Source organism: Clostridiales bacterium (assembly GCA_017961515.1).
In the GTDB taxonomy this organism is placed as follows: Bacteria; Bacillota; Clostridia; order Acetivibrionales; family RGIG10202; genus RGIG10202.
Window position 1 is genome coordinate 1 of the sequence record JAGCXC010000072.1, and the last position, 20,515, is coordinate 20,515.

The following is a 20,515-nucleotide window of genomic DNA, read 5'->3' on the forward strand; positions in this document are numbered from 1 at the left end:
AAACCGGGAAATTATCATTAGAAGAAGCTGCTTCTTTTGTTAATATGTCTGTTGATGAATTTATTGCTTCTGCCAAGCGTTTTGGAATAAAATTAAAGTAAAAGAGGATTATTAAATCCCCATATAATGATAATAGCTTATGGTAAGGCTTTTGCTTTACCAGAGGCTATTTTAAATAATTATAAAAGCACTAGGCAAATATTGGAAGAACTATATTTGTGAAAAAATTTTTTTTAACCGGTAATTTATTATTGCAATTTGTAAAGAGAAAATATTTTGGAAAATACTCTTGACAACTCACAAATAATGTAATAGAATGAACGGGAGTTAAGATATATGGGATTTATTGTTAGTTACTTACTTGGGATCCGGTGCGTAGGAGTTTTGTTGTAGTTGATCTTTTCTCAGAAAAATTGATAAAGATAAAAAGACTTTAGGAGGTGAAAGTTTTGCCTAATATAAAATCAGCTATGAAGAGAGTTAAAGTTGCAGAAAAAAGGAACTTGAGGAATAGAGAACAGAGATCAAAGCTTAGGACTGTTTTAAGAAGAAGTAGAGAAGCGATTGAAAATAAAGCAGAGAATGCGAAAGAGGCTTTTGATAGAGCTATAAAGGCTATAGATATGGCAGTTTCAAAACGTATTTTGCATAGAAATACGGCTGCGAGAAAAAAGTCTACGTTAGCTAAAAAGTTCAATTCAGTATTTGCTGAGAAATAATACAATTTAAAAAATGCCAAGAGTATTCAGCTTTGAGGTTGATGTACGGATTGGCCTTTTTTGCACCTAGCCATGACAAAACATGTAAAAAAGGGAATTATCTGATATGTATTAGTCGGAATAAGACATTAATGGAAGGAGGCGACTACTAGGAATTCTAGAAAGGGGTTCGTGTGTAGTCTTGGGAATATTATGAAGAAAATATTTATAATATGTGTATTAATGTTTAGCCTGTTAACAGTAGGGTGTTTAAAAAGGCTAGAGAAAAAGATGGATGTGTCTAGTTTTAGACAGGAAGAAGAAGTCAAAGTTGATGGTGATACAAAAGAGGAAAGAAAAGGGCTTGAGATAGTAGGCAATGAAGATAAAGTAATAGAAAATGTAGCTAATACCGACGAGGAGTATGGCGCATCAGAGGGTTACATAAAAGGAAGGAAAGATACAGATACATTCAAGTATCAAAGGCTAAAAGGAGAAATAAATAGTAGTTTATTGGATAGAGTTGTCTTAGAAAAAGAAGAGAATGATAAACACGCATGGTGGCTTCGTTTGAATGGTAATCATGAAGTGTCTGGGATAGATCCTTATGCGGAGAGATTAATACAAGATTATGATATAATATATGCTGGGGATACGAGTAAAAAAATTGTGTATTTGACGTTTGATGAAGGCTATGAAAATGGATATACACCGATGATATTGGATACATTAAAGGAAAATGATGTATCAGCAATATTTTTTATAACAGGGGCGTATTTAAAAAAGAATCCTGATTTGGTCAAGAGAATGTTAGATGAGGGACATGAAGTGGGAAGCCACTCGGTTAATCATCCAAGTTTCCCAGATTTGGCGTTTAAAGATTATGATAAATTGGAGAGCGAAATGTTAGATTTGGAACAAGAATTTTATGATAAATTTGGAATTGGATTTAAATATATAAGGCCGCCTAGAGGAGAATACAGTAAGCGTACATTGAAAGCTGCGATGCAAATGGGATATAAGAATGTATTTTGGAGTTATGCGTACAAAGATTATGACGTAAATGATCAAAGAGGAGAAGATTATGCATATAATAAAGTGATGGATCATTTGCATAACGGAATGGTTGTGTTGTTGCATGCTGTATCAAAAGATAATGCTAATGCATTAGATAGGATGATAAAAGACATAAAGAGCAATGGATATACAATAGCTCCGTTTGATTTGTAAAAGAAGACGGATTGCTTAGGTCATAGGAGAGAGTGCGATTTAAGTTTTGAAGAATTAAGATTTAGGACTCTAGATTTAAGAAAAATTTGATTGATTTACTTTGAATTGGGGATACTATATATCAATTTTATGTAAAAAGGAAATTGATATTATGAGAAGAAAAAGTCTAGTGGTGCTTGTGGTATTGATATTGTTGGTTTTAGTGGGGTTGTTCTTGATGAACAATAGGGCTAAAGTTATGAACATTTGTATACCATTTATAATTGGGATAACTATAATGTATTTAATAAAGCCTGTATTAGTGAAACTAAAGAAAATAAAGATTCCCAGTAAATATGGGATACTTAGTATATATGCAATGTTTTTGGTGGTACTTGTATGTTTAGTAGTTTTTGTATTGCCTAGGTTTGCAGACAATACAAAAGAGTTGATAATAAAAATGCCTGAGATAACAACAGGATATCAGTCTAAGTTTTATAAATTTATTAATGGGTTAAAGATAGATGCATGGCCTAAAGAAATAAAGGATTTGGCGGTAGATAAAATACGAATAGAGTCTAAAAATGTACAAGAATTTTTGATTAATGCACTAAAGAATATATTAAAATCTATCCTTAGGATTATGACGAAATTTTTTGATTTAGTATTAGGTATGATTATAGCATATTATCTTATAGTAGATGAGAAAGTATTTAAAAATATGATTCTGATGTTGGTACCTAAAAGATATCGAAATGATGTTAGAATTGTAGGAAGGAATATAAGTAATATAGTAGCAAGTTTTGTTAGAGGACAATTGCTAACGGCAGTTATAATAGGTGTGTTGATAACAATAGGGTTGCTTGTATTAAAAATAGATTATGCACTGCCGTTGGGGTTAATAGCTGGTATATCTAATATAATACCATATTTTGGTCCAATAATTGGTGCAATACCTTCGGTATTAGTAGCGTTGTTGGTGTCTCCGGTCAAAGTGATGTGGGTTTTAGCGCTTATGATTTTTATACAACAAATAGATAATATAGTTATATCGCCTAAGGTTATAGAAGATAAATTGGGTTTACATCCAGTGACGACAATATTATCTGTATTAGTGGGAGGAGAATTTTTCGGAGTTTTTGGTATGTTGTTTGGAGTTTTAGTTGTAGCAATATTAAAAGTTATTTGTAACAGAGTGGTAGAAAAAATAGTATAAAGGAGAGATAATTATGAGTATCAGGCATATAACAAATGCAAATTTTGAACAAGAGGTAATGAAATCAGATAAATTGGTTGTAGTCGATTTTTGGGCAACTTGGTGTGGCCCATGCAGAGCGATAGGCCCTGTTGTAGATGAGTTAGCACAAGAGTATAATGGAGAAGTTGTAATTGGAAAAATAAATGTAGATGAAGAAGGGGAGTTGTCTAGAAAGTACAAAGTTATGAGTATACCTACAATAATGTTGTTTAAGAATGGAGAAGTTATTGATAAAGTTGTAGGATTACGGTCAAAAGAGGATTTAATTGAATTGATAGATTCAAATAAATAGGAGTACGGTTAAGAGATACAGTTGGATTTTGTATAAGAGATTTTAACAAAAATTGATTTAATTGATGCCTCGATCCATTAGGTCCGAGGCAATTGATGTTTGCGTATTTCGCATAAGTGACATATTCTTATTATCTAAAAGTTGGAAGATTCTTGTGCTATAGTACTGTCGTACTAAGATTGAACGAGCTAACCTAAGTTGGGACCTACGATTTTATATTAAGTTTCAGAGATATACTTTTTGGTGATTATATTCTCGCTAAATTTAGATAAAATGATGTATATATTTTGTAGTTGTTTTTGTAGCGAAAGTATTATATAATTTGAAGTAAAAGTTTATTAAAAGAGGATGATGTAATGAAATATGCAGAGGATACAATAGTTGCGATATCGACTCCTTATGGAAGTGGTGGAATAGGCGTGATTAGGTTATCGGGCAAATATGCATTTGATATTGCAGCGAAAATATTCCAAGGTAAGAAAGAGTTTAGTGATATAAAGTCGCATACAATAAATTACGGTAAAATTGTGGATGTGTTTACGAAAGAGGTTTTGGATGAGGTACTTTTGTCTAAGATGAAGGCTCCCAATACTTTTACAAGAGAAAATATTGTTGAGATTAATACTCATGGTAGCCAGGTTGTTTTGAAAAATATTCTAGAGCTAACAACTAAGCTTGGTGCACGTGTGGCTGAGCCAGGAGAGTTTACTAAGCGAGCATTTCTAAGTGGAAGGATAGACTTGTCGCAAGCAGAGGCGGTTATTGATGTGATAAATTCCAAAACAGATAGAAGTCTTAAAGCTGCTTTAAATCAGTTAGAAGGAGCATTGTCAAAAAAACTTTTGGCGATAAGAAGCGAGCTTATAAAGCTTATTGCGCATATAGAGGTGACTATTGATTATCCGGAGTATGATATTGATGAGGTGACTGATGGGGAGATGGAAGATGTTCTTTTCGTATCGATAAAGGGTATCGATGATATATTGAAAACGTATGACAGAGGCAGGATATTGCGCGAAGGGATTAGCATGGTAATAGTTGGCAAACCTAATGTTGGCAAGTCGTCTTTATTAAATAGTTTGTCGGGTAAAAATAAGGCAATTGTTACAAATATACCAGGAACTACAAGAGATGTTATAGAGGAGTACATAGATTTTGCTGGAGTGGCGGTGCGATTGGTAGATACTGCAGGTATACGGGATACTATGGATATAGTAGAAAAGATAGGGGTAGAAAAGAGTAAAGAAGAAGCTCAAGGTGCAGATCTTATTGTGTTTTTAGTAGATGCGTCCCGTGGTATGGATAAAGAGGATGAAGATATATTAGAATTAATAAAAGACAAAAATGTTGTTGTGTTAATGAATAAAATTGACTTAGTAAGTGATACAAGTGGATTAAAAGAAAAAATACAAGAAAGTGCAAATGTAGATGTAATAGAAGTATCGGTCTTAAATGAAGTAGGACTTTCAAAATTTGAAAGTTATATTAGAGACAAATTTTTGAAGATAGATAGCAGTAATGAAGTGTTATTGACTAATATAAGACACAAAAATCTTTTGGAAAAGGCTAGCGAAAGTTTGAATAATGCGGTAAATGCTAAGAAAAATGGTATGCCATTAGATATGATAACGATAGATATAAGGCAGGCGGCCAATGACATAGGAGAAGTGACAGGGGAAGAAGTAAATGAGTTGATTTTGCAGGAGATATTTAGTAAGTTTTGTGTTGGAAAGTAAAAGAGGAGAGGGAATGGGATAATGGAATACATAGCAGGAAAGTATGATGTAGTAGTTGTTGGTGCAGGACATGCAGGGTGTGAAGCTGCATTGGCTAGTGCAAGGCTTGGAGCAAAGACAATAGTGTTTGCGATAAACTTAGATAGTATAGCTAATATGCCGTGTAACCCAAGCATTGGAGGTACGGCAAAAGGACACTTAGTACGGGAGATAGATGCGTTAGGCGGGGAGATGGGTAAAAATACTGACAAAACATTTCTTCAGTCTAAGACATTGAACACAGGAAAAGGGCCGGCCGTATTTTCTCTAAGGGCCCAAGTAGATCGCAGAATGTATCAAATAATGATGAAGCAGGTGTTGGAAAAACAAGAGAATCTTGATGTGAGGCAAGGAGAGATAGTCGAGATTTTGTATGAAGAAATGCAAGACGGAAGACTTAAGGTGAAAGGAGTTCGTACGCACACTGATGCAATATATGAGTGTAATGCAGTTGTGTTAACAACGGGTACGTACCTTAAAGGACGCATAATAATAGGGGATATTATGTATGATGGTGGACCAGATGGACTTTTTCCTGCGAATAAATTGTCCCAGAGCTTAAAAAACATGGGTATAAGTCTTTTAAGATTAAAAACAGGGACGCCAGCAAGGTTGAATCGGCGTAGCATAGATTTTAGTCAAATGCAGGAAGAGCATGGAGATGAAAATATAATCCCATTTTCGTTTGAAAATGATAAATTGGAACGGGATCAGTATTCGTGTTGGCTTATTTATACAAATGATGAAACACATAAAATTATAAAAGATAATTTGCACAGATCTCCATTGTATAGTGGGAAAATAGAAGGGATAGGGCCTAGGTATTGCCCATCAATAGAGGATAAAATTGTGCGATTTGAGGATAAGGAGAGACATCAAATTTTTGTTGAACCGATGGGAGAAAATACAGAGGAAATGTATCTTCAAGGGATGTCGACTAGCCTTCCTGAAGACGTTCAGATAAAAATGATGAGGACGTTACCTGGGCTAGCTAATGTAGCAGTTACTAGGAGCGCGTATGCAATAGAATATGACGCAATAGATGCAACTCAGCTTAAATTATCACTGGAGTTTAAAAATATAGAAGGATTATTTGCGGCGGGTCAGATAAACGGAAGTTCTGGATACGAGGAAGCCGCGGCGCAGGGGATTATAGCCGGAATAAACGCAGCGATGAAGATAAAAAATATGAAGCCATTAATATTGGATCGATCTGAGGCATATATAGGTGTTCTTATAGATGATCTTGTTACAAAAGGAACAAAGGAACCGTATAGGATGATGACATCGAGAGCAGAGTACAGACTTTACTTACGTCAGGATAATGCGGATTTAAGATTAACACCGATAGGATATAAGATAGGTTTAATAAGTAATGAAAGATATAATAAGTTTTGTAGCAAAAAAGAGAGAGTTGAAAAGGAACTAAAGCGATTGAATGAGACTTATATACGACCAACAGATAAGGTGAACGAGTTTTTGGATAGCCAAGGTAGTTCGAGGATAAAGTCCGGGATAAAATTGGTTGATCTAATAAAAAGACCAGAGTTAGATTATGATGTGCTTTCTTGTATAGATGAAGAAAGGCCATCTTTAACTAATGCAGAGAGGGAACAAGTTTGTATTGCGGCAAAATATGAAGGATATATAAAAAGACAGTTGATGCAGATTGAGAAATTTAAGAAAATGGAGACAAAGAAATTGCCTTCAGATATAGATTATCTTAATTTAGAGGGACTGAGGCTGGAAGCTAGGCAAAAGCTAAATAATATAAAACCTCAGTCGATAGGACAAGCATCAAGAATAACAGGAGTATCGCCGGCGGATATTACGGTGTTGTTGATTTATTTGGAGCAGGTGAAAAGAGGGATTGGAAATGGATGAGAAATTTTTTGAGGTATTGTATAGTGGAGCAAACGAGCTTGGAATAAAATTAGACAATAATAACGCAAAGAAGTTTAAATTATATAAGGATTTGTTGAAGGAATGGAATGAAAGAGTGAATCTAACATCTATTTTAGAGGATGAGGATATAGCTATAAAACATTTTGTAGATTCAATGAGTATATGTAGGTATATAAAAAAAAGTGGAGCGACTCTTATTGATGTGGGAACAGGAGCAGGGTTTCCGTCTTTGCCAATAAAAATTGTAAACAAGGATACACATGTTACGTTGTTGGATTCATTGGAGAAGAGGACAAAGTTTTTAAATGAAGTTGTTGTAAAGCTACATTTAGATGACGTCGATGTGGTGCATGGCAGAGCAGAGGATATAGGTAGGGAGGATAGGTATAGAGAAAAATTTGATTATGCGTGTGCCAGAGCAGTAGCGGCATTGCCGGTGTTACTTGAATATTGCCTGCCATTTGTAAAGACGGGCGGGCTATTTATAGCGATGAAAGGAAGTAATGTGGACGAAGTTTCAGTGTCGAAGAATGCATTGGATAAATTGGGAGGTAAAATAGTTGATGTTGTAGAATTTTGCCTTCCAAACTCAGATTACAAAAGAAATATAGTGCTTATACAAAAAATAAAAAATACGCCAAGTAAATATCCAAGAAAAGCAGGGAAGCCTAGTAGGATGCCATTGTAAAAGGTGGTATCTGGTGTAGTAAATTACCGAAAGTCAAGTTTTTGTTGAGAGAATAGACCAATGCAAAATGGCGCATAAATGAGTGAAGAGGTTTAGTTAGGTGAAAATTTGATAAGCGCTATTCGTAAGGTATAGGTGCAGGGAAGCTTTGGATATGAGTAGTGATGAAACACCTTTTTAATCATAAAGTAAAGATATTGTAAAGATATTTTAATTGAAATGTACCGATTAAGGTAGTATAATAAATTTAGTGTGCAAGAGAGATACTTGTACGTGTTTACTGTACAGTAAAAAAAGGGAGGTGTTTTAGTATGAATACAGATGAAATTTTCGAGATTACAGAAGAATTGATTGAAGAATGCTTAAATGAAAGTTTTGAGTGAAAAAGTATTAGGGAGGCCTAGGAAGTGATTTTAGATCAAGAGGTATAAGAGTGAATTAGTCTAACTGGGAAAGACAAACCACTCTTTTTTTTTGCTCAAATTTTGAATATTATTTATTGTTTTGGTGAAACATACTTATCGAAGAAAAAAGTCAAAGGAGGATAAGTGATGTCATCACTAACAACGAAAGAATTATTTTTAATACAAGACAATATCAAAATGGCTCAAAATTATATGCAGTTTACACAAAGCTGTATAAATCAAGTACAAGATCCAAAGATAAAGGATTTGTGTCAAGATATTATCACTGAGTATAGAGGTGCAATAACAACGCTAACAGGACATATAAACAAAGCCCAAGTTCAATAATAGGAGGATAACAACAGTGAATAGTTTAAATGATAAGGATATTTTGAATGTGTTGCTAGCCGGACATAAACTTGCAGCAACAGGTTATAGTACTTTGGTATTAGAAAGCGCTAATCCAACACTAAGAAATGATGTGACTGGCATATTAGAAAAAACATTCAAAAAACAAAAAGATATTTTTGATGTAATGTCAGAAAAAGGATGGTATCCAGTGCAAAGTGCATCAGTGACAGAATTAAGCAATGCAAAACAGGCAGTATCATCAATACAAGGTTAATTGCGTTTATTATGCTGAAAAAAGAAATTGCAAAGTAAGAGGTAAATTTAAAGTTATGCAAATTAAAATCGCGATATAAATATTGATTTATAAAGTGAGGAGATCTTGTTTAAAAAGGTCTCCTTATTGATCAATAGTACCGTAGACTTGTGACTTTAGTCGAAAGCAAAAGAACATATGTTATTTATATATCTTTTTCCTAAATATTTTTGTCAAATACTTTTCTTCTATATATACTTCACAACAAAAATACAAAATGTGTATTTTAATCTAATCTCATTACTTTAATCTTTTATTTTATTAGTTTATTATATTAACCTAAAATTGTTAATACTATATTTTTTTTGGCAATATATTCCTTGCTTGTAGAAGTGAGGGTATTCTCGCTAAATTTTAGATAAAAAATATTGCTAATGTGGTGTTTATATGTTATAGTCTTTAGAGGAAATATCATTAGTTAAAAAAATGGGTTGGAGATGGAAATGGAAGCGAATAATGTAATTATAAGATTAGAAAATATATCAAAGTGTTATAGAGACACATTGATATTAAATAATATTAATTTATATGTAAACAAGAATGAGTTTGTTACGTTGTTAGGTCCGAGTGGCTGTGGGAAAACGACTACGCTTAGAATAATAGGTGGCTTTGAAACGCCAACGGAAGGCAAGGTTATATTTGAACACGAGGTCATAAATGACATTCCTCCATACAAAAGGCGGTTAAATACGGTCTTCCAAAAGTATGCATTGTTTGATCATATGAATGTGTTTGACAATATTGCATTTGGATTAAAAATAAAAAAGATGTCTAAAGGTGAAATAGAGAGAAAGGTTACCGAAATTTTAGAGTTTATAAACCTTCGTGGGTATGAAAAAAGAAAGATAAATTCATTAAGCGGAGGTCAACAGCAACGTATTGCCATTGCAAGGGCGTTGGTAAATGAACCAGAGGTATTACTTTTAGATGAACCGCTTGGAGCCCTTGATTTAAAACTTCGAAAAGATATGCAGATAGAACTAAAGAATATACAACAGCGATTAGGTATTACATTTATATATGTTACACATGATCAAGAAGAGGCACTTACTATGTCAGATACGGTAGTTGTTATGAACTACGGAACAATACAACAGATAGGTACGCCCATAGATATATATAACGAACCTAAAAATGCATTTGTAGCAGATTTTATAGGGGAGAGCAATATAGTGGATGGAGTAATGCTTAAGGATTGTAGTATAAAATTTTCGAATCATGAGTTTGAGTGTGTAGATAAAGGCTTTTTTCCAAATGAAATAGTGGATGTGGTAGTTCGACCTGAAGATATAAAACTTGTACCAAAGGATGAGGGTATGATACAGGGTATAGTCAGATCGGTTGTATTTAAGGGAGTTCATTACGAGATGATTGTACAGTCGGATGATATTAATTGGATAGTTCACAATACTAGCATGAAAGATGTCGGAACAGTGTTGGGTATAAATATATTACCTAATGATATTCATATTATGAGGAAGGTGAAAAATACATGAAAAGAAAGTGGATAGTGTATCCGTACATATTATGGATGGTGTTTTTCGTAATATTGCCAGTACTGTTGGTCTTTTTGCAGAGCATAGTTAAAATTAACGGAGCAAGCTATGTTTTTACATTGGACAACTTAAAAAGAGTATTCGAGCCACTGTATCTTAGAGTAATATATAGATCAATAAAGCTTGCAATGATGAGTACATTTATTTGTTTGATCTTAGGTTATCCTGTTGCAGCAATAATTGCGAGTTGGGACTTAAAGCACAATAGTAGCATGATAACTTGGTTTATAATTCCCATGTGGATAAATTTTTTGGCAAGAACATATGCGTGGGTTGCGTTATTAGAGAAACATGGTATAATAGAGAGCATCATAAAAAGTTTAGGTTTTGCACCATTAGATTTATTATATACACAAAATGCGGTTATAGTGGGGATGGTGTATAATTTTCTGCCATTTATGATATTGCCGATATATTCGGCTTTAATGAAGATAGATAGATCGCATATAGAAGCGGCAAGTGATTTGGGAGCACATCCGCTTGTTGTGTTTCTAAAAGTTGTGTTGCCTAAGAGTTTTTCTGGAGTAATGTCGGGTGTGAATATGGTATTTATGCCGGCGCTTACGACATTTGTTATTTCCAGATTGTTAGGTGGCGGACAGTATATGTTATTAGGTAATCTTATAGAACAGCAATTTTTAACGACAAGGGATTGGGGATTTGGTGCTGCGTTGTCTATGGTGTTGATAATGTTTATATTGATAAGTATGTTTTTGATGTCAAAATATGAAGATGAAGGTGGTGAAGGGAAGATATGGTAGCAAAGGTGATAAAGAGAATATATGTTTTTCTTATATTCGTGTTTTTACATGCACCGATAGCGATGCTAATAATTTTCTCTTTCAACAATTCTAAATCGAGAGCCCATTGGGATGGGTTTACATTGAAATGGTATGCTAGGCTTTTAACAGACCAGGCTATATTAAGGTCGTTGTACATAACAATAGTATTGGCGATTTTAGCATCTATCATAGCGACAATATTTGGAACTATTGCTGCAATAGGAATATACAAAATGCGTTCACTAGCAGCAGTTATCGTAACTAACTTAACATACGTACCAATACTTAATCCAGATATAGTTACAGGAATATCACTTATGTTGTTATTTATATCCATAAAATTTCCACTGGGATTTTTTAGTCTTTTGATATCGCATATAACATTTAGTTTGCCATTTGTTATAATATCTGTATTGCCAAAGTTAAGAGAACTTAATCCACAGTTGTTGGATGCGGCACTGGATTTGGGGGCAAGCCCAGCTTATGCATATAGGAATGTGATATTGCCACAGATATCGCAAGGAATAGTTACAGGATTTTTATTGTCGTTTACTATGTCAATAGATGATTTTGTGATAAGTTTCTTTAATACTGGCGCTGGCATATCGAATCTGGCTATAACTATTTATTCGATGGCCAGAAGAGGAATAAATCCCAAGATTAATGCATTGTTAACATTGGTGTTTACGACAGTTATTTTGTTGACACTTGTTGTTAATAGTAGAATGAGTGAAAAAATGGGAGATGAGAGATAATTGAAAAAGATAGTAAGTTGTGTGTTTTTTTTGATAGCAATTATTTTAACTGGGTGTAGTAAAAGTAATGTTCGCAAGCTTAAAGTGTACAATTGGGGAGATTACATGGATCGAGCCGTAATTAAATCGTTTGAGAAAGAATATAATGTAAAGGTTATATATGATGAGTTTTCGACAAATGAAGATATGTATGCTAAGCTAAAAGCTGGAGGAATAAATTATGATATTGTGGTACCGTCTGAGTATATGGTAGAGAAGATGGCAAAAGAAGGGATGCTTGAAAAGATTGATTTTTCTAAATTACATAATTATGATAGTGTAAATGGTCAGTTTAGAAAAAAAGAGTACAATAAATCGCTAGAATATTCGGTGCCATATATGTGGGGGTCAGTAGGTATTATTTACAATAAAGATATGGTTAAGGAAAAGGTGGATAGTTGGAAGGTACTTTGGGATAAAAAATATAAAAAGCAGATACTTATGTTGGATAGTCCAAGGGATTCTATAGGTATAACACTAAAGCTTTTAGGATGTTCAGCAAATAGTAAAGATGTACATAAATTGAAATTAGCTAAAAATATGCTGATAAAGCAAAAGCCTTTGGTATTATCTTATGTCAATGAAGAAGTGAAGGATATAGTTATAGGAGATGAAGCGGCGTTGGCAGTTGTGTGGTCAGGTGATGCTGCGTATATGAAGCAACATAATCCTAAACTTGAGTACGTGATTCCTAAAGAAGGAAGTAATATGTGGGTGGATTCCATGGTTATACCTAAGGATGCTAAAAATAAGGACCTAGCATTGCAATTTATAGACTACATGCTAAGGCCAGATATTGCACAAAAAAACTGTAACTATACTGGGTATCTAACATCACACGCTGAAATCATTGATACGCTAAAAAGTGATAGTAGGAATGAAATGGAGTGTCCCACAGAAGAAGAAATTGATAGGCTGGAGATTTTTAGAGATTTAGGAAAAGATATATCTTTGTATGATAGGGTATGGACAGAAGTGAAATCAACTTAAAAAAAGAGGGATGTATATGAGAAAGAAAAAATTGAGTTTAGCAGTAAAAATAATAGTTGGTTTAGTACTTGGAGTAGTGGTTGGTGCAGTTTTTTATGGTAATGCAAATGTAGAAAAGTATCTTGCACCACTGGGAGATATTTTTATAAGGCTTATGGAAATGATAGTGATACCTATTGTTGTATCATCAATAGTAGTTGGAGTATCTGGGGTTGGAGATATTAAAAAGCTGGGTCGCCTTGGAGGAAAGACATTAATTTATTTTGAGGTAGTTACTACATTTGCTATTGTAATAGGGCTTGTAGTGGCGAATATGTTTAAGCCAGGTGTAGGTATCAATATAAATGATTTGTCGAGTGTGGATGCATGTAAAATGTCGGCTGAATCAGCAAATAGTAGTGGATTAATGAATACATTAGTAAACATAGTACCGAGTAATGTGTTTTATGCATTGTCTAGCGGGAACATGTTAGCGATAATATTTTTTTCAATACTATTTGGATTAGGGATAGCAACACTTGATGAAAAGGAAAGAAATTTACTTAATTCTATATTTGATGGTGTTACTAAGGTTATGTTTTGGGTAACAAATTTAGTGATGAAGCTAGCTCCAATTGGTGTGTTTTCATTGATTGCAGTTACAGTATCTAAGTTTGGAATATCGTCGATGTTGTCGCTAGGTAAGCTTACAGGACTAATTTATTTTGCTATGATACTGTTTGTAGTATTGGTGTTGGGAGTTGTGTGTAAACTTTTTAAAATAAATTTTGGAGAGTTTTTAAAATATATAAAAGATGAAATTATTTTATCTTTTACCACCGCAAGTTCGGAAGCAGTGCTACCGAGTATAATGAGAAAAATGGAAGAATACGGGTGTCCTAAAGCAATAACATCCTTTGTTATACCAACAGGATATTCGTTTAATCTAGCGGGGTCAACGTTATATCAAGCAATAGCAGTCATTTTTATAGTAGAGATTTGCAAAATAGATTTAACAATAGCTGAGCAAATAAAAATATTGCTTGTGTTGATGTTAACATCAAAAGGAGTTGCTGGGGTACCTGGAGTATCATTGATAGTGCTATTAGCGACGCTAAAAGCGATAGGTGTTCCAACAGAAGGGCTGGTATTAGTTGCTGGTATTGACCGTATATTGGATATGGGTAGAACGGCAGTCAACGTAATAGGTAATGCTTTAGCGGTGGTTGTTTTATCTAAGTGGGAGCATCAATGGGATGAGAAGAAAGCACGTGATAGTGTATATAAAATTGATGCAGGAAGTACAATTTAGTAAGGGAGTTGATGTTGTAATGAACATCGTGGTTACAGGAGCAAGTAGAGGAATTGGAGCCAAAATAGCAGAAAAATTTGCAGAGAATGGACATAATGTGGTGATCAACTATCATACGGGAAAGAAGACGGCTTTAGAGCTAAGAGATAGATTAAATAAAAAGGGATTTAAATCTATAGTATGCAAAGCAACCGTTACTGATAGAATAGAGGCAGGAGATTTAATCGATTATTGTGTACGAAATTTTGGTAGTATTGATGTATTAGTGAATAATGCTGGAATAGCTCAACCAAAGTTATTTGACCAGATTACACGGTATGATTGGGAAGATATGATAAGTGTAAATTTAAAGGGAGTATTTAATTGTTCACAGGCAGCAATAGGGAAGATGATTCGACAAAAAAATGGGGTTATTATTAATATATCATCTATTTGGGGGATAACAGGAGCATCAATGGAAGTTCATTATTCGGCGACAAAGGCTGGAGTTATTGGCATGACTAAAGCATTGGCGAAGGAAGTGGGGCCCTCGAATATAAGAGTAAATTGTGTGGCACCTGGGGTTGTACGAACGGATATGTTGCAAGGATACACAGATGAAGAGTTAAATGAGCTAAAAAATAAAACGGCATTGGAAAGATTGGGAACGCCAGAAGATATTGCTAATGCAGTTTATTTCTTGGCATCCGATGAAGCAAGTTTTATAACAGGTGAAGTGTTAAATGTAAGCGGAGGATTTCTAATATAGGAGACATTTAAAATGGAGGATATATTATTATTGGGTGGGACATTTGATCCACCACATTTCGGACACATAAAGATAGCACAAGAGGTTAGTAAAAAACTGGGCATAAAAAATATTTTAATGATACCATCTGGAAATCCGCCACACAAGGTGGGAAGGTATGTTGCGAGTGTTGATGATAGAGTTTCGATGCTAAAACTTGCAATAAAAAATAAAAAAAATTTCAAAATTTCCTTGATTGAAGTGGGTAGAAAGGGGTATACTTATACAATCGACACATTGAATGAACTGCATAAAAAGTATAAATGTAATTTTTATTATTTAATTGGTGCTGATGTTGTAGTACAGTTGTTGTCGTGGAAAAAGTACGAAGAACTTTTTGCTATCTGTAAGTTTGTAGTTGTTATGAGAGATGGATATACAAAAGAGAGAATAGAGAAAGAGGTGGAAGAGCTATCACGATTATACAAATTTGACGCTATAGTTGTAGATGTGGATTATATAAATATATCATCAACAGAAATAAGAAGTCTTGTTAGGGATGGCAAGAGTGTGGATGGATTAATTCCGAAAAAAGTGGAAGAATATATAAGAGACAATAATTTGTATAGAAAGTGAGAATAAGTATGAATTACGATGAGATTTATAAAGCGATGAAAGAGAAGATGTCAGAGAAAAGATTTAAGCACGTATTGGGTGTTGTGGAAACGGCGAAGATGTTGGCAAATTTATATGATGAAGATATTGAGAAAGCAAAGATTGCAAGTATTTTGCATGACTGTGCAAAGGAATATACGAAAGAAGAGATGGAGAGACTTTGTACATATTACAGTTACCATGGAGATGATTTTATATCAAAAGAGCCAGCATTGTTGCACAGTAAAGTTGGTGCAATTTTGGCAAGTGCTACGTATGGAGTCAGTGATGAGGATGTACTAAATGCTATATCCTATCATACAACTGGAAGAAAAGATATGACTATGCTTGAAAAGATAATATTTATAGCAGATTATATAGAGCCTTCACGGAGTTTTGAAGGGGTTGAAAATATCAGAAAATTGGCGTTTAGGGATATAGATTTGGCTGTATTTGAAGCATTAGAAAATATATTATTGCACTTAATAGAAGAAAAATCTTTTATACATATAGATACGTTGTACGCAAGAAACGATTTATTAAAGAAAATAAAAAACAGAAGTTAAAGGAGAGGAGAAGACCATATGGATACAAAAGAATTAAAGAAAATAATAGTTAAAATTTTGGAGTCTAAGAAAGCAATAGATATAGATGTGATAGATATTGATAAGGTATCAATATTAGCAGATACATTTGTTGTGTGTAGTGCGACAAGTGTGCCGCATGTTAAATCCCTTGTTGATGAACTAGAGGAGAAATTGGAGGAAATAGGACAAAGGCCATTAAGGAAAGAGGGATATGATACTGCAAGATGGGTATTGTTAGACTTTGGTAATGTAGTGGTACACATATTCCATAGAGATGAGAGAGATTATTATGACTTAGATTCATTGTGGAAGTATGGATTAATATCACATAAAGAGGAAAAAGGAGAGTAGATAGGCATGGTATACGATTTCAAAAAAATAGAGCGAAAGTGGCAAGAAGAATGGAGTAAAAATAATTCATTTAAAATAGATCAAGAGAGAGCCAAGAAGAAATATTATGTGTTAGAAATGTTTCCTTATCCATCAGGAAATCTTCATATGGGACATGTTAGGAACTATTCTATAGGAGATGTGGTAGCAAGATTTAAAAAGATGAATGGGTATAACGTATTGCATCCAATGGGATGGGACTCATTTGGGTTACCTGCGGAGAATGCCGCAATAAAGCATGGTGTTTTACCAAAAGATTGGACATGGTCTAACATAGACAATATGAGGGATCAGCTTAGGAAATTGGGAATAAGTTATGACTGGGGAAGAGAAGTTGCAACATGTCATGAGAGTTATTATAAGTGGACACAGTGGTTGTTTTTGCAATTGTATAAAAATGGACTAGCCTATAAGAAAAAATCCCACGTTAATTGGTGCCCGTCGTGTAGCACTGTTTTGGCAAATGAGCAAGTTGTTAATGGAAAGTGCGAGAGATGTAAATCAGATGTTGGTAAAAAGGAATTAAGTCAATGGTTTTTCAAGATAACAGACTATGCTAAAAGATTATTGGATGATATAGATACACTAGAGGGATGGCCAGACAGAGTAAAACTTATGCAGAAGAATTGGATAGGCCAAAGCTTTGGGGTTGAAGTTGATTTTAAGATAGAAGGCCAAGACGATGCACTTAGGATATACACAACTAGGCCAGATACAATATATGGGGTAACTTACCTTGTTATAGCACCCGAGCATGAAAAAGTTGAATCGTTGATAAAAGGTAGTGATACAGAGAGTGAATGTAGAGAATTTATAAATAAGATGCAGTACCTAAATGAGATAGAAAGAACATCAACTCAGACACCTAAAGAAGGGGTGTTTACAGGGAGATATGTGATAAATCCACTAAACAACGATAGAGTACCTGTGTATCTAGCGAATTATGTTTTAGCTGATTATGGAACAGGTGTTGTAATGGCGGTTCCAGCGCATGATCAAAGAGACTTTATGTTTTCTAAAAAATATAACTTGCCAATAAAGGTAGTAATAAACAAAAAGGATGAGAAGTTAATTGCAGAGGCAATGACAGAGAGTTTTGAGGAAATAGGAGTGTTGACTAACTCGGGGCCATTTGACGGAGAACCAAGTGATATTGCAAAGAGTAAAATTGCACAGTACATAGAAGAAAAAGGATATGGAAAGAGAAAGGTAAATTATAGATTAAGAGATTGGTTGATATCTAGGCAAAGATATTGGGGGGCACCTATACCAGTGGTCTATTGTGAAGACTGCGGAATAGTTCCAGTAGATGAAAAAGATTTACCAGTGCGTTTACCCGAAGATGTAAAATTTACAGGAGAGGGAAAATCTCCATTAGCGTCAAGTGAAAGCTTTAAGAATACCACATGTCCTAAGTGCGGAAAGCATGCTATAAGGGAAGTGGATACAATGGATACGTTTGTATGTTCATCATGGTATTATCTAAGGTATACAGATCCTCATAATGATAAAGAGCCGTTTAGTAAAGAGTTAGCGAATTACTGGGCACCGATAGATCAGTACATAGGTGGAGTTGAGCATGCGATACTACACTTACTATACTCTAGGTTTATAATGAAAGTGTTAAATGATTTAGGCTATGTCAATTATAGCGAACCATTCAAAAAACTTTTGACGCAAGGGATGGTTTTAAAAGATGGAAGCAAGATGTCAAAATCACTAGGAAATGTTGTTAGTCCTGACGAGATAATAGAAAAGTACGGAGCTGACACAGCGAGGTTATTTATATTGTTCACAGCGCCACCTGAGAAAGAACTTGAGTGGAGTGATGCGGGAGTAGAAGGTGCGTTTAGGTTTATTAATAGAGTGTTTAGGTTAGTAGAAGAACTTGTGTATGTATTCAAATCTTCAGATGAAGATATTTGCCTTAAGGATGCATATGACAAAGATCTAAATCATGTATTGAACGTGACAATAAAGAGAGTTACGGAGGATATAGGAGAAAGGTTTAACTTAAATACAGCAATAAGTGCAATAATGGAATTGGTAAATTTCTTGTATCAGTATAAAGAAAAGGCAGAAAAAAGAAACGAGGCCTTGTTAAAGGATGCAGTAGAAAAGCTAATTATGTTATTGGCACCATATATACCGCACGCGGCAGAGGAGATGTGGCATAGTATAGGCAAAAATGATAGCGTGCATGAAAAATCATGGCCAAGTTTCGATGAGTCCGCATTGGTAAAGGATGAAGTGGAGATTGTGGTACAAATAAATGGTAAGATAAAAGAGAAGATCTTAGTACCCTTGGATATAACGAAAGATGAGCTAGAGAAAGTTGCAGTAAGTAAAGATAGTGTACAAAAATTAATAGGAGCAAAAACTGTTGTTAAAGTTATAGTAGTTCCTAAAAAATTAGTGAATATAGTAGTAAAGTAGAGTAGTTATAAAGGTAATTGTAGTGGTGAATCAGAAAGAGAGGTAGACGTAGAATGGGAATTAATATGGATTTAATAAAATCTGATTTAAGTAAAATTAGCCTATTAGGGGAAGAAGAGAAGGAACAACTTTTGTTGGAGTCCGTAAGAAAGAAGAAAAATAAAGATTTAGTAGAGAAATTACTTGAGTTTGGAACCAGAGTGAATGTGATGAATGAGAATAAAGATACACCATTAGTATTAGCGTGTGATAGCGATAATACCGAAGTTATAAAGCTACTGGTGGAAAACGGAGCCAATGTAAATTATGAGTTGTCTGGTATGGGCACACCACTTTATTTAGCATGTCAAAATAACAATGAAGCTATAATACGATATTTAGTAAATAGAGGTGCGAATGTAAATAGTACAGCTAATTATAATAGAGAAACACCAATGATGCAATCGTGCAGGACTCTCAATAGGAATATAGTAAAGTTACTAGTAGAGGAAGGTGCTGATATTAACATAGCAAATATACATGGTGTTACACCCATAAGCTTAACGTGTAAATTAGTGGGTCAAGCGTATAGGGGAGGTCAAGATTACAAGGAAGCATTTAGTTTAGCAAAATTATTGGTTAGGAAGGGTGCTAGGCTAAATGTTGTAGAGGAGGATAATAGAACAACACCACTTTTGATTGCGAGTGAATATCAAAATGCGAAATTGGTGGCACTGTTAATTGAAAATGGAGCGATAGTTAAGCCGACGTATCCTAGAGTAGTACAGGACTTTATAAAGCAGACTGTGGACAGAATGTATCCATCGCTAAAGGAAAGGCAAGAAATAAAGAAGTCAATTAGGTCAAGGGATATAATATCATTGGGTGCCTGTTTATATGATTATTTAAATATGAGTGAATTTAAAGAAGATGATGATTCATGGGAAGGATATAAAAAACTGCATAAAACAAAAAAATATGTTTGTGAGATAAAAGATGGAGAAGAGTTTAGGGAGGTTATACGCGAGATTAGAAATCTTAGGGTACTTCTTGGTAGATCAGAGAATGATATATATTTAAAAAGTAGAGTGGTTGAGATATCCAGTAAGCTTGAGGTAGATATGGAGATATTTAACCTTATAAATAAGATGCATACTAAGCTTGATAGGCTAGAGGAAGATAAAGCTTGGAATAAGAGATTAAAAAAAATAGGGCAAAACATAGAGCGTGGGTATGGAAAAAGTAAGGTATAAGCTAAGTTTTAAAGTGTGAGATGTTGCTATTAGAGAGTAGATGGAGGAAAGGATATAAATTTAAATATGGAGTTTGTGCTAAGCAAGTAGACTTAAAGATTCGATGTACGATATTTAAGTAGTAAGTATAGACTTTTGTATAAAAGAATAAAACCTCTGACTTAGTATAAGTTGGAGGTTTTA

At 34.2% G+C, this 20,515-nt stretch carries 20 protein-coding genes; all 20 read left to right on the forward strand.

Annotation, left to right across the window (positions count from 1 at the left end; all coding sequences use genetic code 11):
- Positions 1–449: 449 nt before the first annotated feature.
- The 20 genes from rpsT to J6Y29_04935 all read left to right on the forward strand — a co-directional run bounded on the left by rpsT (position 450) and on the right by J6Y29_04935 (position 20,332).
- Positions 450–719, forward strand: coding sequence for a 30S ribosomal protein S20 (gene rpsT / locus J6Y29_04840; GenBank protein MBP5427197.1), 270 nt, complete (start codon positions 450–452; stop codon positions 717–719).
- A gap of 270 nt (positions 720–989) precedes the next feature.
- Positions 990–1,928, forward strand: coding sequence for a polysaccharide deacetylase family protein (locus J6Y29_04845; protein ID MBP5427198.1), 939 nt, complete (start codon positions 990–992; stop codon positions 1,926–1,928).
- Between the two features lie 151 nt (positions 1,929–2,079).
- A complete protein-coding gene (locus tag J6Y29_04850) occupies positions 2,080–3,123 on the forward strand; it encodes an AI-2E family transporter (GenBank protein MBP5427199.1) in 1,044 nt (347 codons plus the stop codon).
- A gap of 13 nt (positions 3,124–3,136) precedes the next feature.
- A complete protein-coding gene (gene trxA, locus J6Y29_04855; protein MBP5427200.1) occupies positions 3,137–3,457 on the forward strand; it encodes a thioredoxin in 321 nt (106 codons plus the stop codon).
- A gap of 356 nt (positions 3,458–3,813) precedes the next feature.
- A complete protein-coding gene (mnmE, locus tag J6Y29_04860; GenBank protein MBP5427201.1) occupies positions 3,814–5,193 on the forward strand; it encodes a tRNA uridine-5-carboxymethylaminomethyl(34) synthesis GTPase MnmE in 1,380 nt (459 codons plus the stop codon).
- 21 nt (positions 5,194–5,214) lie between these two features.
- Entirely contained in the window at positions 5,215–7,116 is a 1,902-nt protein-coding gene (mnmG, locus tag J6Y29_04865) for a tRNA uridine-5-carboxymethylaminomethyl(34) synthesis enzyme MnmG (GenBank protein ID MBP5427202.1), read from the forward strand.
- Positions 7,109–7,825: a 16S rRNA (guanine(527)-N(7))-methyltransferase RsmG gene (gene rsmG, locus J6Y29_04870; protein MBP5427203.1), complete on the forward strand. Its 717-nt coding sequence runs from the start codon at positions 7,109–7,111 to the stop codon at positions 7,823–7,825. Before mnmG ends, rsmG begins: the two co-directional genes overlap by 8 nt.
- Positions 7,826–8,376: 551 nt before the next feature.
- On the forward strand, positions 8,377–8,577 hold the full coding sequence (locus tag J6Y29_04875) for a hypothetical protein (GenBank protein ID MBP5427204.1): 201 nt from the start codon (positions 8,377–8,379) through the stop codon (positions 8,575–8,577).
- Between the two features lie 16 nt (positions 8,578–8,593).
- Positions 8,594–8,854 (forward strand): spore coat protein, encoded by a 261-nt coding sequence (locus J6Y29_04880; protein MBP5427205.1) that lies wholly within the window; start codon positions 8,594–8,596, stop codon positions 8,852–8,854.
- A 482-nt stretch (positions 8,855–9,336) separates the two neighbouring features.
- Entirely contained in the window at positions 9,337–10,389 is a 1,053-nt protein-coding gene (locus J6Y29_04885; GenBank protein MBP5427206.1) for an ABC transporter ATP-binding protein, read from the forward strand.
- Positions 10,386–11,210: an ABC transporter permease gene (locus tag J6Y29_04890; protein ID MBP5427207.1), complete on the forward strand. Its 825-nt coding sequence runs from the start codon at positions 10,386–10,388 to the stop codon at positions 11,208–11,210. The genes J6Y29_04885 and J6Y29_04890 overlap by 4 nt, the downstream gene beginning before the upstream one ends.
- Positions 11,204–11,986 (forward strand): ABC transporter permease subunit, encoded by a 783-nt coding sequence (locus J6Y29_04895; protein MBP5427208.1) that lies wholly within the window; start codon positions 11,204–11,206, stop codon positions 11,984–11,986. Before J6Y29_04890 ends, J6Y29_04895 begins: the two co-directional genes overlap by 7 nt.
- Positions 11,987–13,015, forward strand: coding sequence for a spermidine/putrescine ABC transporter substrate-binding protein (locus tag J6Y29_04900; protein MBP5427209.1), 1,029 nt, complete (start codon positions 11,987–11,989; stop codon positions 13,013–13,015).
- Between the two features lie 16 nt (positions 13,016–13,031).
- Positions 13,032–14,306, forward strand: a complete 1,275-nt coding sequence (locus J6Y29_04905; GenBank protein ID MBP5427210.1) for a cation:dicarboxylase symporter family transporter — start codon at positions 13,032–13,034, stop codon at positions 14,304–14,306.
- Positions 14,287–15,054, forward strand: coding sequence for a 3-oxoacyl-ACP reductase FabG (fabG, locus tag J6Y29_04910; GenBank protein MBP5427211.1), 768 nt, complete (start codon positions 14,287–14,289; stop codon positions 15,052–15,054). Before J6Y29_04905 ends, fabG begins: the two co-directional genes overlap by 20 nt.
- Positions 15,055–15,066: 12 nt before the next feature.
- A complete protein-coding gene (nadD, locus tag J6Y29_04915) occupies positions 15,067–15,669 on the forward strand; it encodes a nicotinate-nucleotide adenylyltransferase (GenBank protein ID MBP5427212.1) in 603 nt (200 codons plus the stop codon).
- A gap of 8 nt (positions 15,670–15,677) precedes the next feature.
- Positions 15,678–16,253, forward strand: coding sequence for a bis(5'-nucleosyl)-tetraphosphatase (symmetrical) YqeK (yqeK, locus tag J6Y29_04920; GenBank protein MBP5427213.1), 576 nt, complete (start codon positions 15,678–15,680; stop codon positions 16,251–16,253).
- 18 nt (positions 16,254–16,271) lie between these two features.
- A complete protein-coding gene (gene rsfS / locus J6Y29_04925; protein ID MBP5427214.1) occupies positions 16,272–16,625 on the forward strand; it encodes a ribosome silencing factor in 354 nt (117 codons plus the stop codon).
- A gap of 6 nt (positions 16,626–16,631) precedes the next feature.
- Positions 16,632–19,100, forward strand: a complete 2,469-nt coding sequence (locus J6Y29_04930; protein ID MBP5427215.1) for a leucine--tRNA ligase — start codon at positions 16,632–16,634, stop codon at positions 19,098–19,100.
- Between the two features lie 53 nt (positions 19,101–19,153).
- Positions 19,154–20,332, forward strand: coding sequence for an ankyrin repeat domain-containing protein (locus J6Y29_04935; protein MBP5427216.1), 1,179 nt, complete (start codon positions 19,154–19,156; stop codon positions 20,330–20,332).
- Positions 20,333–20,515 lie beyond the last annotated feature (183 nt).

Bases quoted from the DNA above. Each gene is read 5' to 3' on its own strand.
- J6Y29_04845 (MBP5427198.1), top strand. From the start codon at position 990: ATGGATGTGTCTAGTTTTAGACAGGAAGAAGAAGTCAAAGTTGATGGT.
- J6Y29_04850 (MBP5427199.1), top strand. From the start codon at position 2,080: ATGAGAAGAAAAAGTCTAGTGGTGCTTGTGGTATTGATATTGTTGGTT.
- trxA (MBP5427200.1), top strand. From the start codon at position 3,137: ATGAGTATCAGGCATATAACAAATGCAAATTTTGAACAAGAGGTAATG.
- mnmE (MBP5427201.1), top strand. From the start codon at position 3,814: ATGAAATATGCAGAGGATACAATAGTTGCGATATCGACTCCTTATGGA.
- mnmG (MBP5427202.1), top strand. From the start codon at position 5,215: ATGGAATACATAGCAGGAAAGTATGATGTAGTAGTTGTTGGTGCAGGA.
- rsmG (MBP5427203.1), top strand. From the start codon at position 7,109: ATGGATGAGAAATTTTTTGAGGTATTGTATAGTGGAGCAAACGAGCTT.
- J6Y29_04875 (MBP5427204.1), top strand. From the start codon at position 8,377: ATGTCATCACTAACAACGAAAGAATTATTTTTAATACAAGACAATATC.
- J6Y29_04885 (MBP5427206.1), top strand. From the start codon at position 9,337: ATGGAAGCGAATAATGTAATTATAAGATTAGAAAATATATCAAAGTGT.
- J6Y29_04890 (MBP5427207.1), top strand. From the start codon at position 10,386: ATGAAAAGAAAGTGGATAGTGTATCCGTACATATTATGGATGGTGTTT.
- J6Y29_04895 (MBP5427208.1), top strand. From the start codon at position 11,204: ATGGTAGCAAAGGTGATAAAGAGAATATATGTTTTTCTTATATTCGTG.
- J6Y29_04905 (MBP5427210.1), top strand. From the start codon at position 13,032: ATGAGAAAGAAAAAATTGAGTTTAGCAGTAAAAATAATAGTTGGTTTA.
- fabG (MBP5427211.1), top strand. From the start codon at position 14,287: ATGCAGGAAGTACAATTTAGTAAGGGAGTTGATGTTGTAATGAACATC.
- nadD (MBP5427212.1), top strand. From the start codon at position 15,067: ATGGAGGATATATTATTATTGGGTGGGACATTTGATCCACCACATTTC.
- yqeK (MBP5427213.1), top strand. From the start codon at position 15,678: ATGAATTACGATGAGATTTATAAAGCGATGAAAGAGAAGATGTCAGAG.
- rsfS (MBP5427214.1), top strand. From the start codon at position 16,272: ATGGATACAAAAGAATTAAAGAAAATAATAGTTAAAATTTTGGAGTCT.
- J6Y29_04930 (MBP5427215.1), top strand. From the start codon at position 16,632: ATGGTATACGATTTCAAAAAAATAGAGCGAAAGTGGCAAGAAGAATGG.
- J6Y29_04935 (MBP5427216.1), top strand. From the start codon at position 19,154: ATGGGAATTAATATGGATTTAATAAAATCTGATTTAAGTAAAATTAGC.